Annotated in this window: 22 protein-coding genes; 8 read left to right on the plus strand and 14 right to left on the minus strand. The window is 67.3% G+C overall.

Annotated features, from left to right (window positions below):
- Nucleotides 1–9 precede the first annotated feature (9 nt).
- The 3 genes from AC4ELH_RS28995 to AC4ELH_RS29005 form a co-directional block, all read right to left on the minus strand.
- Nucleotides 10–1,365 (minus strand): LLM class flavin-dependent oxidoreductase, encoded by a 1,356-nt coding sequence (locus AC4ELH_RS28995; RefSeq protein WP_498888269.1) that lies wholly within the window; start codon nt 1,363–1,365, stop codon nt 10–12.
- A gap of 174 nt (nt 1,366–1,539) precedes the next feature.
- Complete coding sequence (locus AC4ELH_RS29000) at nt 1,540–1,911, minus strand: hypothetical protein (protein WP_064880130.1); 372 nt, start codon at nt 1,909–1,911, stop codon at nt 1,540–1,542.
- Between the two features lie 389 nt (nt 1,912–2,300).
- Entirely contained in the window at nt 2,301–3,182 is an 882-nt protein-coding gene (locus AC4ELH_RS29005; protein WP_448448404.1) for an LLM class flavin-dependent oxidoreductase, read from the minus strand.
- Between the two features lie 51 nt (nt 3,183–3,233).
- On the opposite strand from AC4ELH_RS29005, the gene AC4ELH_RS29010 reads away from it, so the two are divergent.
- From AC4ELH_RS29010 to AC4ELH_RS29025, 4 genes are all read left to right on the plus strand, one after another.
- A complete protein-coding gene (locus AC4ELH_RS29010; RefSeq protein ID WP_448448384.1) occupies nt 3,234–3,647 on the plus strand; it encodes a VOC family protein in 414 nt (137 codons plus the stop codon).
- Between the two features lie 83 nt (nt 3,648–3,730).
- Nucleotides 3,731–5,041 carry a sensor histidine kinase gene (locus AC4ELH_RS29015; protein WP_498888272.1) on the plus strand — a complete coding sequence of 437 codons (1,311 nt, stop codon included), beginning with the start codon at nt 3,731–3,733 and terminating at the stop codon, nt 5,039–5,041.
- Nucleotides 5,029–5,673, plus strand: coding sequence for a response regulator transcription factor (locus tag AC4ELH_RS29020; protein WP_064880138.1), 645 nt, complete (start codon nt 5,029–5,031; stop codon nt 5,671–5,673). Before AC4ELH_RS29015 ends, AC4ELH_RS29020 begins: the two co-directional genes overlap by 13 nt.
- 32 nt (nt 5,674–5,705) lie before the next feature.
- Complete coding sequence (locus AC4ELH_RS29025; RefSeq protein WP_064880140.1) at nt 5,706–6,590, plus strand: DUF4097 family beta strand repeat-containing protein; 885 nt, start codon at nt 5,706–5,708, stop codon at nt 6,588–6,590.
- Here AC4ELH_RS29025 and AC4ELH_RS29030 read toward each other — a convergent pair.
- Nucleotides 6,587–7,612: a nitronate monooxygenase gene (locus tag AC4ELH_RS29030; RefSeq protein WP_498888275.1), complete on the minus strand. Its 1,026-nt coding sequence runs from the start codon at nt 7,610–7,612 to the stop codon at nt 6,587–6,589. The genes AC4ELH_RS29025 and AC4ELH_RS29030 overlap by 4 nt on opposite strands.
- The gene (locus AC4ELH_RS29035) at nt 7,612–8,136 is read right to left on the minus strand and encodes a GNAT family N-acetyltransferase (RefSeq protein ID WP_064880156.1); all 525 of its coding nucleotides are present in this window, start codon (nt 8,134–8,136) and stop codon (nt 7,612–7,614) included. Before AC4ELH_RS29035 ends, AC4ELH_RS29030 begins: the two co-directional genes overlap by 1 nt.
- A gap of 55 nt (nt 8,137–8,191) precedes the next feature.
- On the opposite strand from AC4ELH_RS29035, the gene AC4ELH_RS29040 reads away from it, so the two are divergent.
- A complete protein-coding gene (locus tag AC4ELH_RS29040; protein WP_498888277.1) occupies nt 8,192–8,575 on the plus strand; it encodes a VOC family protein in 384 nt (127 codons plus the stop codon).
- A gap of 6 nt (nt 8,576–8,581) precedes the next feature.
- Here the strand turns inward: AC4ELH_RS29040 and AC4ELH_RS29045 are convergent, their stop codons facing one another.
- Complete coding sequence (locus AC4ELH_RS29045) at nt 8,582–9,052, minus strand: Rrf2 family transcriptional regulator (protein ID WP_064880158.1); 471 nt, start codon at nt 9,050–9,052, stop codon at nt 8,582–8,584.
- A 236-nt stretch (nt 9,053–9,288) separates the two neighbouring features.
- Here AC4ELH_RS29045 and AC4ELH_RS29050 point away from each other — a divergent pair, with 236 nt between their 5' ends.
- Nucleotides 9,289–10,299 carry a hypothetical protein gene (locus AC4ELH_RS29050; protein ID WP_498888279.1) on the plus strand — a complete coding sequence of 337 codons (1,011 nt, stop codon included), beginning with the start codon at nt 9,289–9,291 and terminating at the stop codon, nt 10,297–10,299.
- Between the two features lie 101 nt (nt 10,300–10,400).
- On the opposite strand, the gene AC4ELH_RS29055 is transcribed toward AC4ELH_RS29050, so the two are convergent.
- A complete protein-coding gene (locus AC4ELH_RS29055; protein ID WP_498888281.1) occupies nt 10,401–10,997 on the minus strand; it encodes a cysteine hydrolase family protein in 597 nt (198 codons plus the stop codon).
- Nucleotides 10,998–11,040: 43 nt separating this feature from the next.
- On the opposite strand from AC4ELH_RS29055, the gene AC4ELH_RS29060 reads away from it, so the two are divergent.
- The gene (locus tag AC4ELH_RS29060; RefSeq protein ID WP_498888283.1) at nt 11,041–11,463 is read left to right on the plus strand and encodes a hypothetical protein; all 423 of its coding nucleotides are present in this window, start codon (nt 11,041–11,043) and stop codon (nt 11,461–11,463) included.
- A 12-nt stretch (nt 11,464–11,475) separates the two neighbouring features.
- Here AC4ELH_RS29060 and AC4ELH_RS29065 read toward each other — a convergent pair whose 3' ends face one another.
- The 4 genes from AC4ELH_RS29065 to AC4ELH_RS29080 form a co-directional block, all read right to left on the minus strand.
- Nucleotides 11,476–12,219, minus strand: coding sequence for a 3'(2'),5'-bisphosphate nucleotidase CysQ (locus tag AC4ELH_RS29065; RefSeq protein WP_498888285.1), 744 nt, complete (start codon nt 12,217–12,219; stop codon nt 11,476–11,478).
- Nucleotides 12,216–14,060: an adenylyl-sulfate kinase gene (gene cysC / locus AC4ELH_RS29070; RefSeq protein WP_498888287.1), complete on the minus strand. Its 1,845-nt coding sequence runs from the start codon at nt 14,058–14,060 to the stop codon at nt 12,216–12,218. Before cysC ends, AC4ELH_RS29065 begins: the two co-directional genes overlap by 4 nt.
- Complete coding sequence (gene cysD, locus AC4ELH_RS29075; RefSeq protein WP_448448374.1) at nt 14,060–14,998, minus strand: sulfate adenylyltransferase subunit CysD; 939 nt, start codon at nt 14,996–14,998, stop codon at nt 14,060–14,062. The genes cysC and cysD overlap by 1 nt, the downstream gene beginning before the upstream one ends.
- A gap of 94 nt (nt 14,999–15,092) precedes the next feature.
- Nucleotides 15,093–16,427 carry an MFS transporter gene (locus AC4ELH_RS29080; protein WP_498888338.1) on the minus strand — a complete coding sequence of 445 codons (1,335 nt, stop codon included), beginning with the start codon at nt 16,425–16,427 and terminating at the stop codon, nt 15,093–15,095.
- Between the two features lie 83 nt (nt 16,428–16,510).
- Between AC4ELH_RS29080 and AC4ELH_RS29085 the strand changes: the two genes are divergently transcribed.
- Nucleotides 16,511–16,924 (plus strand): PaaI family thioesterase, encoded by a 414-nt coding sequence (locus AC4ELH_RS29085; RefSeq protein WP_498888289.1) that lies wholly within the window; start codon nt 16,511–16,513, stop codon nt 16,922–16,924.
- A gap of 1 nt (nt 16,925) precedes the next feature.
- Here AC4ELH_RS29085 and AC4ELH_RS29090 read toward each other — a convergent pair whose 3' ends face one another.
- The 3 genes from AC4ELH_RS29090 to AC4ELH_RS29100 form a co-directional block, all read right to left on the minus strand.
- Complete coding sequence (locus tag AC4ELH_RS29090) at nt 16,926–17,417, minus strand: beta-class carbonic anhydrase (protein WP_064888106.1); 492 nt, start codon at nt 17,415–17,417, stop codon at nt 16,926–16,928.
- Between the two features lie 123 nt (nt 17,418–17,540).
- The gene (locus tag AC4ELH_RS29095) at nt 17,541–19,484 is read right to left on the minus strand and encodes an ArnT family glycosyltransferase (protein ID WP_498888292.1); all 1,944 of its coding nucleotides are present in this window, start codon (nt 19,482–19,484) and stop codon (nt 17,541–17,543) included.
- Complete coding sequence (locus AC4ELH_RS29100; protein WP_498888294.1) at nt 19,481–20,767, minus strand: bifunctional glycosyltransferase family 2/GtrA family protein; 1,287 nt, start codon at nt 20,765–20,767, stop codon at nt 19,481–19,483. The genes AC4ELH_RS29095 and AC4ELH_RS29100 overlap by 4 nt, the downstream gene beginning before the upstream one ends.
- Between the last annotated feature and the right edge of the window lie 34 nt (nt 20,768–20,801).

The following is a 20,801-nucleotide window of genomic DNA, read 5'->3' on the forward strand; positions in this document are numbered from 1 at the left end:
GGTTCCCTGTCAGCTCGCGGCCGACACGGAAGCATCCGCGCCGGTGGTGAATCGATTGGCCGGCCGCTCCAGGCCGAGGTGATCGCGGAGGGTGGTCCCCGTGTATTCCTCCCGGAAGATGCCGCGGCGCTGCAACTCTGGGACGACGTGGTCGACGAAGTCGGTCAGCGAGGACGGCAGCGCCGGCGGAATGAGGTTGAAACCGTCAGCGGCGCCGGTGGTGAACCACTCCTCGATGGTGTCGGCGACCTGTTCGGGTGTGCCTGCGAACAACCGATGACCCCGCCCGCTGCTCAGCCGCAGCAACAACTCCCGAACGGTGAGGTTGTCGGTCTCGACCAACCGCTTCACCAGGGTGAGTCGACTCTTGATAAAGGTGTCGCCCGGGTCTTCGGCCGGGAAGCTCAGTTTCCGGTCGAGATCGGCCTTGGTGACCGCGAATCCGACGATGGCGCTCAGTTGTTCGAGACCGTAATCGGGCACGGTGAGTTCTTCGAGTTCGCGCTGACGCTGTTGCGCCTCGGCTTCGGTGCTGCCGATGATCGTCGACAGTCCGGGAAGAATGTGCACCTGGTCCGGGTTGCGACCGAACCGACGGATGCGGATCTTGACGTCGCGGTAGAAGTCACGGGCCTCGTCGAGTGTGGGTTGGGCGGTGAAGATGGCCTCGGCGTACCTGGCCGCGAGATCCTTACCGGGCTCCGAAGATCCGGCCTGGAACAGCACCGGATGCCCTTGCGGGGACCGCGGTACCTCCAGCGGTCCGGCCACGTCGAAATATTGGCCGGAGTGGTTGACCGCGTGGATCTTCGCCGGATCTACGAAACGTGGCGCGTCCTTGTCGCCGACGGTGGCGTCGTCTTCCCAGCTGTCCCACAACTTCAGTGCGACCTGGAGGAATTCGTCGGCGCGCTGGTACCGCGCCTCCGGATCCGGGTGGTTCGGTACCCCGAAGTTGGCCGCGGCCGAGGCGTTGGCCGTCGTCACGACGTTCCAGCCGGCCCGGCCCCGGCTCACGTGATCGAGCGTGGCGAACCGCCGCGCCAACCCGTACGGGTCGTTGTAGGTGGTGGATGCCGTCGCGATCAGCCCGACGTTGGTGGTTGCGCCGGCCAGCGCTGCGACCAGGGTGATCGGGTCCAGCGCATCGAACGGGCGAAACTCGGTCTGGTCCTTGAGCACCGGATGGTCGGCGAAGAACACCGCGTCGAGCTTGCCGCGCTCGGCGATGCGGGCCAGTTCGATGTAGTGGGTGATGTCGGTGATACCCGACAGATCGGTTTCGGGGAGGCGCCACGCCGCTTCGTGCTGGCCGATGTTGCGCAGGAATGCGTTGAGGTGCAACTGCCGTGCAGGCGCAGCCATTGCGACGGGCTCCTTTGGTCGGTGAACCGGGCTGCGTCTATTTCAGGTGGCGGGCTGTGCTGCGAGAACAGTTAAGATCAGCGAAATTTCAGCTAACCCGCAGATACGAGACGAGCGTGCGGCTTGTCTGCCACACGCTCGTTCGTGAGTGAGATTGGTGCCCTCCGGCCGGGTTCAGCCCAGGCCGGTCCACTTCTTCAGCACCTTGCCCGGGAAGCTTCCCCACTTTTCGGCGGTCTTGCCGGGGAACGTCGCCCACTTCTCGGCGGTCTTGCCCGGGAACGAGGTCCATTTCTCGGCGGTCTCACCCGGGAACTTCGTCCACTTGTCGACGATGGGACTCTCAGGCAGGTCGACCCCGCCGGTGAGCGCGCTCTTGGCGGCGTCGGTGACGGCATCGGTGACCGACGAATTCACCCGGTCGCACGGTGAGCATCCGACGGTGCTGTTGCCCTTGGAATCGGCCGATGCCGGCGCGGCCAGCGTCACGGCGGCCCCGATGGCCCCCGCGGCGAGGGTCGTGGCGATCAAGCTCTTCTGGATCATGAGTTCCCCAACTGTTGTATCTCCGCCGTCTGACGACGACGTCGAACGACACGCTAGTACCAGAACCGCGCGAGCGCCGATCACTGACGAACCCTTGACATCGTTTGCTGTAGCCGAACGTGCGCTGGACTTGCCCACGGCCACCCACGCCGGTGTCCCGCACTCAGGGCACCCCGGGCGAACACCCGGTAACGGTCAGATGAACAACACCGCACACGCCTGAATCAAAGCTCTGCGAACAGGCATTGAGCGGAAACCCCGACAGTCGGCACCGCGCCTTTCCGCGCGAACAAACGTCGGGAATCTCCACGTCGAACAGAGATCCAGACTACGAGGCGCTTATTCCATGATCTTGATCACGTTTTGCTGGACTCGTCCAGCAAGGACGCTCAGGCGAAGACTTTCGCCACCTCGGCCACGCGGCGCAACTGGTCGATGTCGGAGCTGGTCGGGATCAGGTGCACCTCGTCGGTGCCGATATCCTGGAACCTGCCGAGCACCTCGATCAGTTCCTCTTCGGTGCCCGCCCAGCCGGTCGCGGGGGCCATCGCGTCGACGTATTCGGCCGGGATCCAGTTCATGTACCGGCGCAGGTGCCGGTGCACCTGCGCGCGGGCCTCCTCCGGCTTACCGAGCGCGAACCAGAACGAGGTGGCCAGGTGCGGCTTGGACTTGCCCGCCTCGGCCCAGGCGGTGCGGGCGATGTCGAACAACTCGGCCTGGCGGTCTACATCCAGATCCAGAGTCGTGCCGGCGACGCCGTCGGCCCAGGCCGCAGCGTCCCGGATGGTCTTGGGCCCGATGGTGCCGATGTGCAGGGAGGGCCCACCGCTCTGAACCGGCGGCGGCCCGACCGGGAGCACCGATTCGGTGACCTTCTCGCCGGCCCACACCCGCCTCATCACCGCGACCCGCTCGGCCATTCCCCGCCGGGTCTGGGACGCCGGGTCGGCGCCGACCGCGTGATAGTCCTCGTGACGGCCGCCGACACCGATGCCCACGGTCAACCGTCCGCCGCTGAGCAGATCTCCGGTGGCCAGGCCCTTGGCCAGCATCACCGGATCGTGGAGCTGCGGCACCACCACGGTGGTCACCAGCCGCACCCGGTCGGTCCAGGCCGCCAGCGCGCCCAGCAGGGTCAGGCTGTCGGGGTTGTCGAACGCGATGCGTTCACCCCAGCACAGCGACGAGAACGGGCCTCCGTCGATGACGCGCGCCCAGGACCGCAGCGTCGTCGCATCCAACTGAGGCTCCATGACCGGCATCGTCATCCCCACACGCACCCACGGATTCTGTCATGTCGTGGTGGCAGCATGAACCCCATGGCCATCACCACGTCCTCGGTCGCGCATGTGCGGCTCACGGTCACCGACATCGAACGGTCCCGGCAGTTCTACGAGAGCGTTTTCGGCTGGCCGGTCCTCATCGAGCTGCCGCAGGACGCCGACGTCGCCACCCGCGCCAGGCTGAGTTTCCTGTCCGGTGGGGTCATCTACGACGCCGGGGCAACGTTGATCGGACTGCGCCCGGTCGGCCGGGATGCCTTCGACGAGAACCGAACCGGGCTGGACCACTTGGCCTTCCGGCTCAGGAGCCTCGCCGAACTGAACGAGGCCGCGCTTCACCTCGACGATCTGGATATCGCGCACGAACCGGTCAAGGACATCGGCCCTTCCCACATCCTGGAGTTCCGCGACCCGGACAACATCGCGTTGGAGCTCACCGCGCCGAAGTAGATCCCCGATCCGGGGGTTATCCCCCAGCACGGTCTGGGGAAAACGCTGTGTCGCCACACCGCACAACTTCGTAGGTTGGAGGCATGGTCGCACCCAGCGAAACCGTCCTGCCCACGCCTGCCCCGCCGGCGTCTGAGCCCGTGTCGACATCACGCAACATCGGCGTCGTACCGACCGCATCGATGATCACCGGCGCCGCCGTCGCGCTCGTGTGGTTCTGGATTCCGTTGTCCATCATGGCCATCGGGGTCTCCTCGATCCCGTCGGTGATCGGATTCCTGCTCGCCGGCGTGGTGTTCATCTACCTGATGCGCGGCGTGGAGTGGTTCGAGCGGACCCGAAGCGAAGCCGTATTCGGTTTCGGTCTCGGCGTCCCGCCCCGCCGACTGTCGCCGCATACCGGCGTCCAGGGCTGGGCTCACCAACTGTGGCTGGACATCAGCAGTACCCGGTTCTGGAAAGGCGTCTGCCACCACTACCTGCGGATGACGTACGACATGCTGGCCACCGGCCTGGCATTCGCGTTGCTGACGTTCGCTTTCCTGGGCCCGGCCGCGGCCGTCGCCATCCGGCACAGCGACGACGATGCCGGTCTGGTGTTCCTGTCCCCGCCGGTCACGTGGCTGCTGGCGATCATCGCCGTCATCGCCGCGGTCGCCATCCTGATCCTCGCGCCCGCGGTCGATGCCGCGATCGATCGATGGCTGCTGTCGCCGTCACCCACCGCGGCCCTGGAGTATCAGGTGAGCGCGCTGGCCGATGCCCGGCAGGGCGCGGTGTCCTCGGCACAGACCGAACGGCACCGCATCGAGCGGGACCTGCACGACAGCGTGCAGCCCCGCCTGGTGTCCCTGGCGATGACGATCGGCCTGGCGCAGACCAAACTGGATTCGGATCCGCCCGCCGCCAAGGCGCTGATCGCCGAGGCCCACGACGACGCCAAGAGCGCGCTGGTGGAACTGCGCAACGTGGTGCGCGGCATCGCCCCGACGATCCTGTCCGATCGTGGACTCGACGCGGCACTGTCCTCTGTGGTGCAGCGTGCCGAAACCTCGGGGGTACCAACCACATTGCACATCGAGTTGCCCCGCAGGCTGCCCGATGAGATCGAATCGGTCGCCTACTTCGTGGTCGCCGAGGCGTTGACCAACATCGCCAAGCACGCCGACGCCTCGCAGGCGGTGGTCACCGTGCGCCTGGACGAGGCCGCCGACGTGCTGCACGTATCGGTGTTCGACGACGGAAAGGGCGGAGCCGTCGTCGACGCGGGCGAGAACGCCACCGGCCTGCGCGGACTCGACGAACGAGTACGCGCCGCGGGCGGAACCTTCGCGGTGTCCAGTCCCGCCACCGGCCCGACGATCGTCACGGCGGTGCTGCCATGCGCATCGTGATCGCCGAGGACTCGGCGCTGCTGCGGGCCGGTATCGAACGCATCCTGGCCGACGCCGGACACGAGGTGGTCGCCGGGGTGCCCGACGCCACCAACCTGCTGCGGCTCGTCAACGAGTACCACCCCGACCTGGCCATCCTCGATGTCCGGATGCCGCCGACGTTCACCGACGAGGGCATCCGGGCCGCGGCACTGCTGCGCAGCCAGAACCCCGAGTCGCCGGTGCTGGTGCTCTCCCACTACGTCGAGGAGCGGTACGCGGCCGATCTGATCGCCTCGGACACCAGAGGATTCGGCTACCTGCTCAAGGACCGGGTCGCCGACGTGCCGGCCTTCCTCGACGCCGTCGCCGTCGTGGGCGGAGGAGGCACGGTGCTCGATCCCGAAGTGGTGTCACAGATCCTCGTCCGCTCGGCCCGCCACAGTGCACTGGACCAGCTGACCCCACGCGAACGCGACGTCCTGCAGTTGATGGCGGAAGGCAGGACGAACTCGGCCATCGCCACGACACTGCACATCTCGGTCGGCTCGGCCGAGAAACACATCGCCTCGATCTTCACGAAATTCGGCCTCGCTCCCGACGAGAGCGAGAACCGCCGCGTGCTGGCGGTGCTGCGCTATCTCGAGACCTAGACCGAACATCCACACCGGGAAGGACTTTCAACGTGACCACCATCGCCCCTCCGCCGCCGGTCAACCCACCACCCCAGCTGAACCCCGGCGGGCGCACCACCTTCCGTCTCGCCCTGATCGTCGCGGCCACGCTGCTCGTGGCCGGTTCGGTGACATCGCTGGGTTTCGCGGCGTGGGCCGTGAGCAACGTCCGAGTCATCACTGACCACGAGGCCCTGCCGGGCACGATGCGATCACTGGTCATCGACACCGCACACATCCCCGTCGCGATCCGGATCACCGCGGACCGCGAAACCCGCGACGCCGCGGCCGATCTGCGCCTGGTGAACACCACCCACAGTGGCGCACACCGACTGCAGGTCACCACCGACGGCGACGAGACCCGCATCGCCATCTTGGGCAATCCGTCTCGCGTCCTGGAATGGGCCCGCGGCGGTGAGATCACCGTCTCCGTACCGCCCGAGCAGGCCCGGCGGTTGACGGTGCGCACCGAGCAGGAGATCGGCACCGTGATCGCGCAGGCAGACCTGGACCAGTTAATCGCGCGGACCACCGACGGGCCGATCATCCTGCGGGGTGCGGCCCGCCGCGTCGAGGCCCACACCGTCAACGGTGAGATCTTCTCGCGCTCCCCCATAGCGGTCACCGAACAGTTCAACGCCACCACGTCCGACGGTGACATCGCCGTCGATTTCCGTGACGCCGCGCCGCGGCGGGTGGATGCGGTGAGCCGCAACGGCGATGTGACCATCGGATTGCCCGGGCGTGGGCCGTATCTGGTGCATGCCCAGTCCGGATCCTCGACGCAGGTGCGGGTGCCCGAGACGACCGTTCCCGACAGTGCCGCCGCCGAGGTCACCGTGCGCTCCGATGACGGCGACGTCGTCGTCGAGGACGTCGGACTCGGCCAGCGCTAGCTGTCCGGGGTCAACCCCTCCATGATCTCGGCCACCGAACCGGTGCGGGCCTGGCGCCACCCGGTGCCGGCCCAGACATTGGTGGCCTGCGGATCGCCTGCGACCACCGACGCCTTGCGCACCGGACTGGTCAGGTAATGGATCTCGGGATAGCCCAACGGCGCCTGTCCATCGTGATCGACGATGAACCGGTTGCGCAGACCGCGCGCATACCGACCGGAAAAAGCCCGCGTCACAACGGTTTCGGTGAAATCAGGGCTCCGCAACGCGTCCCGGTGCACCGGGCTGCTGCCGGATTCATCGGCCAGCAGGAACGCCGTGCCGAGTTGAGCCGCCACCGCGCCCGCAGCCAGAACGCCCGCAACGTCGTCGGCGCTGATCAACCCACCGGCGGCCACCACGGGGATGTCGACCGCCGACAGCACGTCGGCCAGTAGATGGTCCAGTGATTGGGATCCGGGCGAGGCGGACGGATCGAACGTACCGCGGTGCCCACCCGCTCCGGGTCCCTGGACAGCGAGCGCATCGACCCCGCGGCTCACCGCGAGCCAGGCTTCGTCCAGAGTCGTCACGGTGCCGACCGTGGTGACGCCGGCGCTGCGCAACCGGGCGATCTCGGACTCACTCGGCAGGCCGAACGTGAACGAGACCACCTCGGGCCGGAGATCGAGCACCGCATCCAGCTTGGCGGCCCACGCGTCGTCGTCGTACCTCGGCTCGCCGAGTGCCACCCCGTAGCGCTGCGCTTCACCGGCCAGCGCGTCGGCATAGGCCCGGATCTGTTCGGACGTGCCCGCACTGGGCTGCGGCGCAAAGAGATTCACCCCGAGGGGTTCGGAAGTCAGATCGCGTGCCGCGTTGACTTTCTCGGCGAGCGCATCGGCGGTCAGATAACCGGCCGCGAGGAACCCGAGCCCGCCGGCCTTGCTGCCGGCCGCGGCCAGTTCCGGCGTCGAGGGCCCACCTGCCATCGGCGCCACGATCACCGGACGTCGGAGCCCGCGAATATCGAATGTGCCCATCACCGCACCGCCTTTCCGAACAACAGGACGTCCTGAGGTTCGTCGCTGATATTGGGAAACATCCCGTAGCGTGCGAGCCTTCCCTCCAGTGACAAACCGCACCGTCGCAGCACCGCAGCCGAACCGGCATTGTCGACATGGCAGTAGGCCGTGATCCGGTACACCGTGTCATCCGGTTGCATATCGGCCAGCATCAACGAAACCGCCTCCGACATCAGGCCACGTCCCCACCACTGCCGGGCCAGGCAGTAACCCAGCTCTACCGAGTATGGCTGAGGTCGACGCCTGGCACACAGCCCGGCCACGTCACCGTCGACTTCGACCAACCAGGTCTGCTCGTCACCGACGTTGAACAATGTCGTGATGACGCGCCGCGTTTCGGCCACCCCCGAATGCGGGCGCCAGGACAGATACTTCGTGACCTCGGGATCGGAGGCGATCCGGGTGTACAGCGCTTCGGCGTCCTCGACTACCGGTGGGCGCAGCCGCACCTGTGGCCCGGCCAGGATCTGGGTGTTGGGCATGGTCCCATCCTGCACCGTTGCCGGGGGTGCGGGTCCAGCGGTTTACTGGACCGATATGGCCATCACCTTCAACCACACCATCGTCGCCGCCAGGGATCGGCAGGCCTCCGCCGAGTTCTTCACCGAGTTGTTCGGCCTGCCCGCCCCGCAGGAGTTCGGTCCGTTTCTGGCGGTGACGCTCAATCACGGAGTCAGCCTCGACTACGCCCAGATGGGGCCTGAAGAAGAGATCCGGCCGCAGCACTACGCATTCCTGGTCTCCGAGGACGAGTTCGACGCGATCTACGGCAAGATCCGCGACCGTGGCATGCAGCACTGGGCCGATCCGCATGGTCAGCACCCTGGCGAGATCAACCACAACGACGGCGGTCGCGGGGTGTACTTCCAGGACCCGTCCGGGCATTACCTGGAGATCATCACCCGCCCGTACGGGGGCTGACCGGCTTCAGCGGTGGCCGCGTTCGTGTTCCTGATCGCGGTAGGCGTTGGCCAGCGTGTCCACGTGGCCCGGCAGCGCGCCGGCCGCCACGTCGGCCAGGCTGGTCTCCTCCAGGACCGACCGCATGCTGGCCCGCAGCGCACGCCAGACATCGGTCAGGGCCGCGGTCGGACCGGAGTACGGCAGATCACCCAGACCGATGTCGCGCACGCTGGCCAGCGGTCCGTCGATGCAGCGCAGCACGTCGGCGATGCTGATCTCACCGGCCGGCCTGGCCAGTTCGTAGCCACCGTCGCGGCCACGATGGCTGCGGACCAGGCGGTCCGTGCGCAGCGCGGTGAGTATGTCGACGAGGAACTGCGCCGGGATTCCCTGCGCCTTGGCGAGGTCGTCGGTCTTGACCAGCTCGCCGTCACCGACCGTCGCGAGCTGGACCATGGCTCGGACGGCATACTCCGCCTTCGCCGACATCCGCATGATCTGAGATTGTGCCAGCTCACTCATCGCCCGCACCGCTACGGGCGAACGGTGTCGCCGCTCCGGCCCGCAATCGGCCGTGCTCACCACGTCGATTGAACGGCATTGCCGTATGCAATGCTTTCCGTGATGTGGATTGTTCCTGGAGGGACGGCAATCGTGAAGTTCAGCAAAGACGTAACGCCGGCAGGCAGATTGAGCCGACCGGTGTGAGGCACCGGACCTCCTGGCGCGGCTTGACGATCACCCTCGCCCTGGCGTTTGTCACCGCAGTACTGAGCGCCTGCCACGCCACCCCGCCCGACCGCAACGCAGATGTGGCGCGCCTTGCGCGATTGCTCGGCGAGATGCCCGGCGTGCAGACAGTCAGCCACACCGTGACGAATCGCCCGGCCCAGGGCGTGGTGCGGTTCGCCATCGATGTCGAGACCGCCGAAGGCATCACCGAAGATCAACTCGCGGCAGTGGTGTCCCGCTACCTGCAGGACCTCACGATGGTCAACTACACCGGCTACCACACCGAGCTCGCCGCCCACCACGGCTGGAACGTCTTCGCAGTCGACGGTGGCAGGTTACCGATCGACAACGCGCAACAGATCATCTCCCAGGCCCGCGACTGGGCCGCCATGCGTCGTGAATTCTCGACGGCCACAGTACGTTTACGTGCGACGGTGACTCACCCCAACGGCCGGTCGACGATGCAGGAATGGGGACATTCCGATGTCGGATCGATCCGACTGGCCGATGCCACCGATTACACGGACGTGGCCGCCGTGGTCACCACCATGTCTGGAAAGTTCCCGGGCCTGGCCAACGTGACCTGGACGATCAGCGCGGGCGACGATCACCCCGCCGACATCAAGAGTGCCCGGCGCTTCCCGACGGCCGGTGAGCTCGACGTCTGGAGTCGGATGAACGCCGACCAGACGATCCCGCACATCGACAGGCTGACGATCAACGGCCGCGTGCAACCGTCGGTATGGCTGGCGGAGCAGACCCGCTCGCACGAGCCTGCCGACGCAGTCGCCCTTGCCCAACGGCATCTGCCACTGGCGGCCACGCTGGCCGGGCCGACCCTCTACACCGCGAGCGATCAGATACAGGGACACATCACCGGGAACGGTCAGGCCACCGGCGCCATCGCCATCACCATCGGCGGGTGCACGGCACGCGATCTCCTCGTCTACCAACCTCCGGCCGCCGAACAGGCGCTCATGGACAGATACGAGACCTGCAAGCATCCGTGACGCCCGGCTATTTTCGTCGAGATCGACGTTAGGGCTGCTCACAGAGCGCAGCAGCAGCCATGGCGTCGATCTCGGCGACGGAGGGGCAGTTCGGCAGTCGGCTAGTCCGGAATACCGGCCGCGTCCGGGACGACGACCGCGAACAGATCCGACATCGCGGCCAGGCTCGCCGACTGCATGACCGCGGCCGGCACCGGTGCGCTGTCGGGGCCCGCGAGTGTGCGGGTAGCAGTGGCAGCGGCCACCACGGTCGGGGCGTACCCGAGGTTGAAGGCACCGCGCGCGGTCGAGTTGACGCACATGTGCGTCATGAATCCGGCCAGCAGCAGGTTCGAGGCGCCCAGCCCCTTCAACCGGTCGTCCAGATCGGTCTGCACGAACGAGTTGGGGAATTGCTTGACCACCACGGGTTCTCCCTCGCGCGGAGCCACCGCTGCGACGATCGCGCCGCTCTCCCCTTCGATGTCATACAGCGAACCCGGACCGTCGGAGTGCTGGATGTGGATGATCGGAATGTCCGCGCTGCGGGCTCGGTCCAGGAGTTGTGCCGTCTGCTCGAGAGCGGCCTGCACCCCGTCGAGCTCCATGATTCCCTGCGTATAGGTGTTCTGGCAGTCGATCAAGACCAGGGTGGAATCGGCGAGGCGGGCCGGTGCGGCGGGGAGGCTGGCCAGTTCGCGCAGCGTGGGGCGGCTCATTTCGGTGAGCGTAGTGGTCCGCGACCGCGTTTAGGCTGCATTGGTGGCACTCCGGGATTGGTCGTCGGCCAAGGTCAGGCTGGTCATGTTGGCCGCAGCGTCGCCGCTGATGCTGATCATGGTGGTGGTCGGCTACGCCGACGGGCCCAGTGATGAGGACTGCGGGCATGCCGAGCAGGCCATGGCCCATTGGCTCAGCGTGCAACTCGACACGCACCGGGCGATGACGGGCCCCGCGCCCGCCAAGTTGTCCACTGATGCCGCCGATGCCGCCGCCGCTGTCCGCCAGGAAGCCACGGGGATCGAGGATTCCGGGTTGCGGCAGACGGCGAGCACTCTCGCGAACCAGCTCGATCAGGTCAGCAAGGGAAACCACGTGCGCGGGTACGAGGGCACGGCGGAGGCAATACAGGACCTCAAAACCGCCTGTCCGAAGGCCGGTGACGAGCCCATGCTCATTCCCTGACCGCGCCGAGAACTACCCCGCCGTGACGGCCAGTACCCGCTCGGCCAGTTCGGGGCGGCACACGATCAGGTCGGGCAGCGTGGGGTCGGCCGAGTTGTAGACCAACCGCGAGCCGTCGATACGTGAGGTGTGCAGGCCGGCCGCGCGGGCCACCGCGACGGGCGCGGCCGAATCCCACTCGTACTGACCACCCGCGTGCACGTACACATCGGCGATCCCGCGGATCACCGCGGCGACTTTGGCTCCGGCCGAACCCATTTCGACCAGGGTTCCGTCGAGCTCCTCCCGCACGGCCAGAGCCACCGCGGGCGGCCGGGTACGTGACACGACGACCCGGGGCGGGCCGTCGAAGGGGCGGGTTGCGGCTACCTCGGGCGTGGACAGCGTGGTGTTCTGCGCGGGCAGCGCGACCGCTCCCGCCACGAGTTCGCCCGCACTCCACAGCGCCACGTGTACGGCCCAGTCGTCGCGGCCCAGTTCGGAGAACTCCCGGGTGCCGTCGAGCGGGTCGACGATCCAGACCCGCTCGGCGTTCAGCCGCGCCGGATCGGCCCGTTCCTCGGCCGTGGCCTCCTCGGACAGCACCGAGTCACCGGGAACCAGCTTGGCCAACTCGGCCATCAGGAAATCGTGGGACTGCTTGTCCCCGGCGGCCTTTCGCTCGGCCGGCGTGGCATCGGCGAAGTCGGCACGGACATCGAGCAGCAGATCCCCGGCCCTGGTGGCCAGCCGGGCAGCCAGTTCGTGATCGTTCACGACGGCAATTCCAACAGCTCGATCACCAGGTCGGCCAGTTCATCGGTGCTGTGGTCAGGCGTGAGCCGCAGATCCGGGTTCTTCGGCCGCTGATACGGGCTGTCGATGCCGGTGAAGTGGGTGATCTCACCGGCGCGCGCCTTGGCGTACAGGCCCTTGGGATCACGGCGTTCGCAGTCCTCCAGCGGGGTGTCGCAGAACACCTCGTAGAACTCCAGACCCGCATCCGTGGCGACCTTGCGGGCCAGGGCGCGGTGCTCCTCCAGCGGGCTGATTGCGGGGACCAGCACAACCTGGCCGGAGTCGGCCAGAATGGCGGCGATGTGGGCCAGTCGGCGCTGGTTCTCAGCCCGGTCGGCCATCGAGAAGCCCAGATCCGCGTTCAGCCCGTGGCGCAGGTTGTCCCCGTCCAGAACGTATGCCGGAACACCCTTTTCGAGCAGCTTCTGCTCGACGAGCACCGCCACCGAGGACTTGCCCGAGCCGGACAGGCCGGTGAACCACACGGTGCGGCCCTTCGACAGCCGGTCCTCGGCGGTGCACAGCGACTCGTGCCGCACGGTGTTGGGGCTCGCGGTGTCGTGGCGGGTCTCGCGCAGCACCATGCCGGCACCCACGGTGCCGTTGGTGGTGGGGTCGATCAGGATGAACGAACCGGTGGCGGCATTGCGGCTGTACTCGTCGAGCAGCAGCGGCGCCTGGGTGCGCAGCGAGACACGGCCCAGCTCATTCAGTTTGAGCGCTGTCGCGGTCTTGTCCCGGTGCAGGGTGTTGACGTCGAGCCGGTAATCAAGTCCGGTCACCTTGGCCCTGGTGGTTCGGGTGGTGTGCTTGATCAGGTATTCGCGGCCGGGCTCCAGTGACGATCCGTCGGCCATCCAGCACACGGTGGCGTCGAAATCCTGTGCGACCCGGGGCTGGTTGTTGGGCCGGGCGATCATGTCGCCGCGGGAGATGTCGATGTCGTCGGACAGGCTGATCGACACCGCCATCGGCGGGAAGGCCTCCTCGACCACACTGCTCGGGCCGTCGATCTGGGTGATGCGCGTGGGCTTTCCGGCCGGCAGCACGATCACGTCGTCGCCGGGACGCAGCACACCGCTGGCGACCGTGCCGGCGTAGCTGCGGTGATCGGCGTGCTCATGGGTCTGCGGCCGGATCACGTACTGCACCGGGAAACGGACATCGACGAGGTTGCGGTCACCGGCGATGTAGACGTCTTCGAGGTGGCTCAGCAGCGACGGGCCCTCGTACCAGGGGGTGATGTCTGATTTGGTCACCACGTTGTCGCCGTTGAGCGCCGACAACGGGATGGTGGTGACGTCGTGCACGTCCAACCGGGCGGCGAACGCGTGGAACTCGTCGCGGATCGCCTCGAAACGTTCCTGGTCCCAGTCGATCAGGTCCATCTTGTTCACGGCCAGCACGATGTGCTGGATGCCCAGCAGCGAGGCCAGGAACGCGTGGCGGCGCGACTGCTCGAGCAGGCCGTGGCGCGCATCGACGAGCACGATGACCAGCTGCGCAGTGGAGGCTCCGGTCACCATGTTGCGGGTGTACTGGATGTGCCCCGGGGTGTCGGCGATGATGAATTTCCGCTTGGCCGTGGCGAAGTAGCGATAGGCGACATCGATCGTGATGCCCTGCTCCCGCTCGGCGCGCAGCCCGTCGGTGACCAGTGCCAGGTCGGTGTAGTCGTGGCCGCGTTCCTTGGAGGTGCGCTCGACGGCGGCCAGCTGATCCTCCATGACCGCCTTCGAGTCGAACAGCAGCCGGCCGATCAGCGTGGACTTGCCGTCGTCGACGGAACCCGCCGTGGCGATTCTCAACAACGTGCTCATCAGAAATACCCCTCGCGCTTACGGTCTTCCATTCCGGCCTCGGAGATCCGGTCATCGGCGCGGGTGGCGCCGCGCTCGGTGAGCCGCGACACCGCGGTCTCGGCGATGACCTCGGAAACCGTTGCGGCGGTGGACTCCACGCAGCCGGTGCAGGTGACGTCGCCGACGGTGCGGAACCGCACGGTCTTCTCGATCACCGGTTCGTCCTTGCGGGGTTGCATGAACTTGTGCACCGCGAGCAGCATGCCGTCGCGCTCGAACACCTTGCGCTGGTGCGCGTAGTAGATGGAGGGCAGCTTGATCTTCTCAGCGCCAATGTAGGACCAGATGTCGAACTCGGTCCAGTTGGAGATCGGGAAGGCCCGGATGTGCTCGCCCTTGTGGTGCCGGCCGTTGTACAGGTTCCACAGCTCGGGACGCTGGGCCTTGGGGTCCCACTGGCCGAACTCGTCGCGGAAGGAGAACACCCGCTCCTTGGCGCGGGCTTTCTCCTCGTCGCGGCGGGCGCCACCGAAGGCGGCGTCGAACTTGTTCTCCCGGATGCCGCGCAGCAGCGTGACGGTCTGGATCGGGTTGCGCGACGGGATGGTCTCCACCACGCGGCCGGCATCGATGTCGTCCTGCACCTTGGCCACGACCAGGCGCGCACCGTAGTGCTCGACGAGCTCGTCGCGGGTCTCGTACACCTCGTCGAAGTTGTGCCCGGTGTCGACGTGCATGACCGGGAACGGCAGCCGTCCTGGCGCGAACGCCTTGACCGCCAGGTGCAGCATGACGATCGAGTCCTTGCCGCCGGAGAACAGCAGCACCGGCTTCTCGAACTCCGCGGCGACCTCACGGATGATGTGGATGGCCTCGGCCTCCAGGGACCGCAGGTGGCTCAGCTCGTACTGCCCGGCCTGATTGGCTCGCGGACCTGTCGTTTTGGCGGTGGTCATCACTTCCCCATTAAGTTGGTAGGAATGGCCAGAATTGCAAGCATGGCCAGGAATCTAGCCGCCCTGCCGCCGCGGTGTCAATGGCGGGCAACCTTCAAATCCGATGCCCGCTTACGTGGGCACCTGCGTGCCGCGGCAGCCGCACCGTGGCGACCAGGGTCAGCGCCAGCAAAGCGCCCAGGACCAGGTAGGTCACCGAATATGAGGTGAATTGGCTGAGCAGCAGCGCTGCCACCGCGATGCCCAGTCCGGCCGCCAACTCCTGCACCGAGGCGTTGAGCGTGTTGGCGTGCGTCAGGTGCTCCCCGTCTACGTCGGAGAACGCCAGGCTGTTGTAGGCGGTGAAGCCGATCGACCGCAGCGCCCCGCTCAGATAGAGGACGACGGCCATCACCGCCACTGGCAGGCCCGGCTGCAACGCGGCCAGCAGGCCGAAGCACGCGACCGAGGTCACCCCGTTGACCAGCAGCACGGTCCGGATGCCGTACCTGCGCATCAACGGGGTGGTGGCCGGCTTGATGGTCAGGTTCCCGGCGAACAACGCGGCCACCATGACGCCGGCTGCCAGCGGCGTCCAGCCGAACTCCAGCTGGAATTGCAGCGGCAGCAGGAACGGCACCGCGGTGATCACCAGTCGGTACAGCGACCCGGCCACCACCGTGATGCGCAGCGTGTGCACCCGCAGCACCCGCAATTGCACCAGCGGGGCGGGCGTCGTGAGCAGCCGCCACGTCGCTGCGCCGAGCAGGAGAACTGCCGCGGCACCGCATCCAGTGACCAGTCCCCAATCGGTACCCGAGACCCGGATGTTCTCCAGTGCGATGAGGGCCGCAGCAATCCCCGAGCTGAGCGCGAGCAGGCCCGGCCAGTCCAGCGATCGGACCGCGGATTGGGGCCCGCCGCGGACGAGTCCGAGCGCCAGGACGATTCCGATCACGCCGATCGGAATGTTGATCGCGAAGATCCACCGCCAGCTGCCCAGCGTGGCGATGGCCCCGCCGAGCACCGGAGCCAGCACCGGTGCGGTCAGTGCCGGCCAGGTCAACAGTGCGATGGCCCGCACGAGGTCGGACTTGCTGCTGTGCCGCAACACCGCCAGGCGGCCGACGGGCACCATCATGGCGCCGCCGACCCCTTGCAGGATCCGCATCACCACCAACATCGGCAGTGAGGCACTCACCGCGCAGCCGACCGAGGCCAGTGTGAATACCGCGATCGCCCCGATGAACACCCGGCGGACGCCGAACTTGTCGGCCAGCCAGCCGCTGGCCGGGATCAGGACCGCGACCGTCAACAGGTACGCCGAGATCGCCACGTTCACGTCGATCGCCTCGACACCGAAGGACGCGGCGATCAGCGGGATCGCCGGGGCGATGATCGTGGCATCCAGGATCTCCATGAACAGCGCACCCGCCACCAGCAGCGCCATCCCCCGCGGGAACGGCGGATTCACGGTGCGCTTACCCCGCAGGTAATTGAGACGCTGACCGCCGGCGGCAGACACTGGCGGCCATGAGTATCCAGACCGGCCCGGAAGTCATGGCGCAGTTCCTCCCCCAGTCGCCGTTCGTGGCCAAACTCGGCATTCTCGCCGAAAACCTCGACGGCCCCGAGGTCCGACTTCGGTTGCCGTGGGATCCGTCGAACATCACGATCGCCGACATGGTGCACGGCGGTGCGATCGCCGCGTTGGCCGACGTCACGGTGATGGCGGCGGCCTGGGCCCGGGCCGAGGTCCCGGATTCGCTTCGCGGAGTGACGGTCTCGATGTCGATCAGCTATCTGGCGCCGGCCCGGGCCACCGACCTGATCAGCCTCGGACGCGTGTTGCGTCAGGGTAGATCCCTGGTGAACAACGAGGTCGATATCGTCACTCCTGACGGCGAGGCGGTGGCCAAGGCCATCGCGACGTACAAGGTGGGGTGAGCTACAGCGTCACCTCGTTGAGCTTGCCGGTGGCGACGTCGAAGATGAAGCCGCGCAACGATTCATGCTTTGTGACGAACGGGCTGGCCTCGATGCGACGCAACGACTGACGCACGTCCTCGGCCAGGTCGACGAAGGACTCGGCGGCCCAGTTCGGCTTGATTCCGGTTTCGTCCTGGATCTGCTGTTTGAACCCGTCGTCGGTGAATGTCAGCATGCCGCAGTCGGTGTGGTGGATCAGGATGATTTCTTTGGTGCCGAGCAGCCGCTGGCTGATGGCCAGTGAGCGGATCTCGTCGTCGGTGATGACACCACCGGCATTGCGGATGACGTGCGCCTCACCGTCGCCCAGGCCGAGGATCCGGTAGACGTCCAGCCTGGCGTCCATGCACGCGACCACCGCAACGTGCTTGCTGGGCGGCAACGGCAACGGCCCGGAAAAGGTCGTGGCATAGACCTCGTTGTTGGCCAGGTACTGGTCGGTGACAGACATGAATCGACGCTAACCCCGCGCCGCCGACAGGACCAGAGGAAGAATCAGGCTGAGCCGATTGGGGTGCGCCCAGGCGGCGGCCGTCCTGCCGGGGGGATGTGGACGGCCGCCGCGGTCTGGGTGTCAGGCGACGGGCGCAGACAGGTCGTAGACCGGAACCTCACCGACCATGTTCTTGGTGAAGTGCTCGCGAACCCATGTGGTGATCTCCCCCGCGCTACCGCCGGGATCACGCGGCGGTCCGGGCGGCCCGCCGCGACCACCTGCGGGCCGATCGAGGAAGTAGCGGACCTGGCCGTCGGCAACATATTGCTGGAACTGCGCCAGCGTGGGCGAGTTGTCGCTGCCCGTGAAACCGCCGATTGCCATCAGCGACTCGCCCGTCTTGAGCTCTAGATCGCTGACCTGCATCGAGCCGACACCGGCTGCGGCCCAGCGCCCGTCGGCCCCCGCGATGAGCTCGGCCAGTGCCGGATCATCGGCGCGCCCGAATCCACCAGGACCGCCAGGACCACCGGGTCCGCCGAACCCCATGTCCCGGTTGGGTCCCGAGGTGGCCATCGGCCCACCGCCGTGGACTTTCGCCACCGTCTCGACGGTGTAGGCCGCCGTCGCGGCGAGCCCGAAGACCATGGCCGCCAGCGCCACCACCGCGGGGACCTTGCCCGCCCGGTGGGCAGTGATCGCCAGGGCGACCGCCGTCAGTGCCGAGCCGATCAACACGATCCAGCGCAGCGCCGGCAACCAGTCAGGCGTCCGGTCCAGCAGCACGAACGCCCACGCCCCGGTCCCGGCCAGCATCAGCGCCAGCACCAGCCGGGCTGCCGATCGGGCACGGACCCGCCACAATTCGACGACCGAGATGCCCACCAGAGCCGCCACCGCAGGCGCCAGCGCCACGGTGTAATAGGGATGGATGATCCCGTCCATGAAGCTGAACACCACGGCGGTGACCAGCAGCCAGCCGCCCCACATCAGCACACCGGCCCGCGGTCCGGCAGTGCGCGCGGTGCGCCGGGTCAGCCACAGCATGGCAACCAGCCCGATCAGCGCCGCAGGCAACAGCCACGACGCCTCGGTGCCCATCGACATCCCGAACATCCGGCCGATCCCGGGGTCACCGCCGAACATCAGGTTGGGGCCGCCGCCGGGACCGTGACCGAAACCGGGTCCACCCGGACCGGGGCCCGAGCCAGGCCCGTGCCCCTCCTGCCCCAGGATGCGTTGCAGCCCGTTGTAGCCGAAGGCCAATTGCAACAGGCTGTTGTCGGTCGATCCGGCGATGTAGGGCCGGGAGTCCGCCGGCCACAGCGCCACCAGCGCGAGGTACCAGCCCGACGAGACGATCATCGTCGCCGCGCCGATCAGCAAGGTACCCAGTCGTTTCCACAATCCGACCGCCGGCGCGGCGACCAGGAACATCAGGGCCAGGCCCGGCACGATCAGGAAGGCCTGCAGCATCTTGGTCAGGAACGCGAACCCGAGCGCACATCCTGCCAATGCCACCCACCCGGCGCTGGCCCGTGCCGACACCGGCCCGACGGCACGCACCATGAAGTAAGCCGCCAGCACCAACAGCAGGACCAGGAGTGCATCGGGATTGTTGTAGCGGAACATGGAGGCCGCGACCGGTGTCAGCGCCAACGCCGCCCCGGCGATCAGTCCGGCGGCCGGACCGCTGGTGCGGCGCACGGTGGCGTAGAGCAGTGCCACCGCACCCACCCCCATCAACGCCTGCGGCAGCAGCATGGTGAACTCGTTGAAGCCGAACAGCCGGCCCGACAAGCCCATTGCCCACATCGCGGCCGGTGGTTTGTCGACCGTGATGGCGTTGCCGGCATCCAGCGATCCGAAAAGCCAGGCTTTCCAGGACTGGGTGCCCGCTTGGGCCGCGGCGGCGTAGTAGCTGTTGGCCCACCCCGACGATCCCAGCCCCCAGAGGTAGAGCACCGCGGTACCGGTCAGCAGAGCCCAATAGGTGGGGCGAATCCAGCGCGGCGTCAATGCCTTCGGCGATTCCGCGGTCTCCGCGGCGGCTTCTGGTGCCGTGTCGACGATGGTCGTCATAGTTCTGTCCCTCGATTCGGCGCGGTGACCTGCCGCGTCCGCGCTGGGTGGAAGACCCACCCGCGCAACAGGACGAAGCGCACCACGGTGGCCAACAGGTTGGCCACCACCAATACTGCAAGCTCGACGCCGCGGTGCGGCACGGGCGCCACGACGTGCAAGAGTCCCAGCGATCCGCTGGTGATCGCCAGCGCGATCCCGAACACCGTCAACCCCTCCAGATGATGGCGGGTGACGTTGCCCGAACCGGCGATGCCGAAGGTGAAGCGGCGGTTGGCTGCGGTGTTTCCGATCGCGGTCACCAGCAGCGCGATCAGGTTGGCGGCCTGCGCGCCGACACCGGCCCGCAGGGCCGTGAACAGCAACAGGTAGGCCAGCGTGGAGACCACACCGACCGCACCGAAACGCACCGCCTGGCGCAACAACGATCCAGGGGCAGCCGATTTCCGAGAGGACCCGAGCTGCGCGGCGATCGTGTTCACCGGGATCGACCCGTTGGCGAACCCGCGCAGCAGCCGCCCGATGCCCTTGAGATCGGCGGCCGCCGTGGCGACGATGTCCACCCGGCTGTCCGGATCGTCCACCCAGTCCACCGGAACCTCGTGAATGCGCAGACCGCTGCGTTCGGCCAGCACCAGCAGCTCGGTGTCGAAGAACCACCCGGTATCGGCAACGTGGGGCAGCAACTCGCGGGCAACGTCGGCGCGAATCGCCTTGAATCCACACTGGGCATCCGAGAACCGGGCTGCCAGAGTCGATTTCAGGATGAAGTTGTAGCAGCGCGAGATGAACTCGCGCTTGGCGCCGCGGACGACCCGTGAGCCGCGGCCCAGACGGGTGCCGATGGCCAGGTCGGAGTGGCCGGAGATCAGTGGTGCCACCAACGGCGCAAGCGCGGCCAGGTCGGTGGACAGGTCGACGTCCATGTACGCCAGCACGGGCGCGTCCGAAGCCGACCACACCGCCCGCAGTGCGCGTCCGCGCCCCTTCTCCTCCAGCCGGACCACCCGCACGTCGTCGAGGTCAGCGGCCAGTTCGGCAGCGATGCGCGGGGTTTCGTCGACACTGGCATTGTCGGCGATGGTGATGCGCACCGGCACCGCGAAGTTCTCGGCGAGATACCGGTGCAGCCGGCGAACCGAATGGGCGAGCGTTGCCTGCTCGTTGTACACCGGTACGACGACGTCGAGCACCGGAACCCCGGCGTCCCGCGCGGCATGTGTGGCGTTGGGCCGCGACGCGAAATGAAAGCGCTGCTCAGGTTCTTCGACCAAGGTTGTCATGAGTTCATCGTTCTCCGCAGGGTTGTGATCCGGG

The organism is Mycobacterium shunyiense (assembly GCF_058270075.1).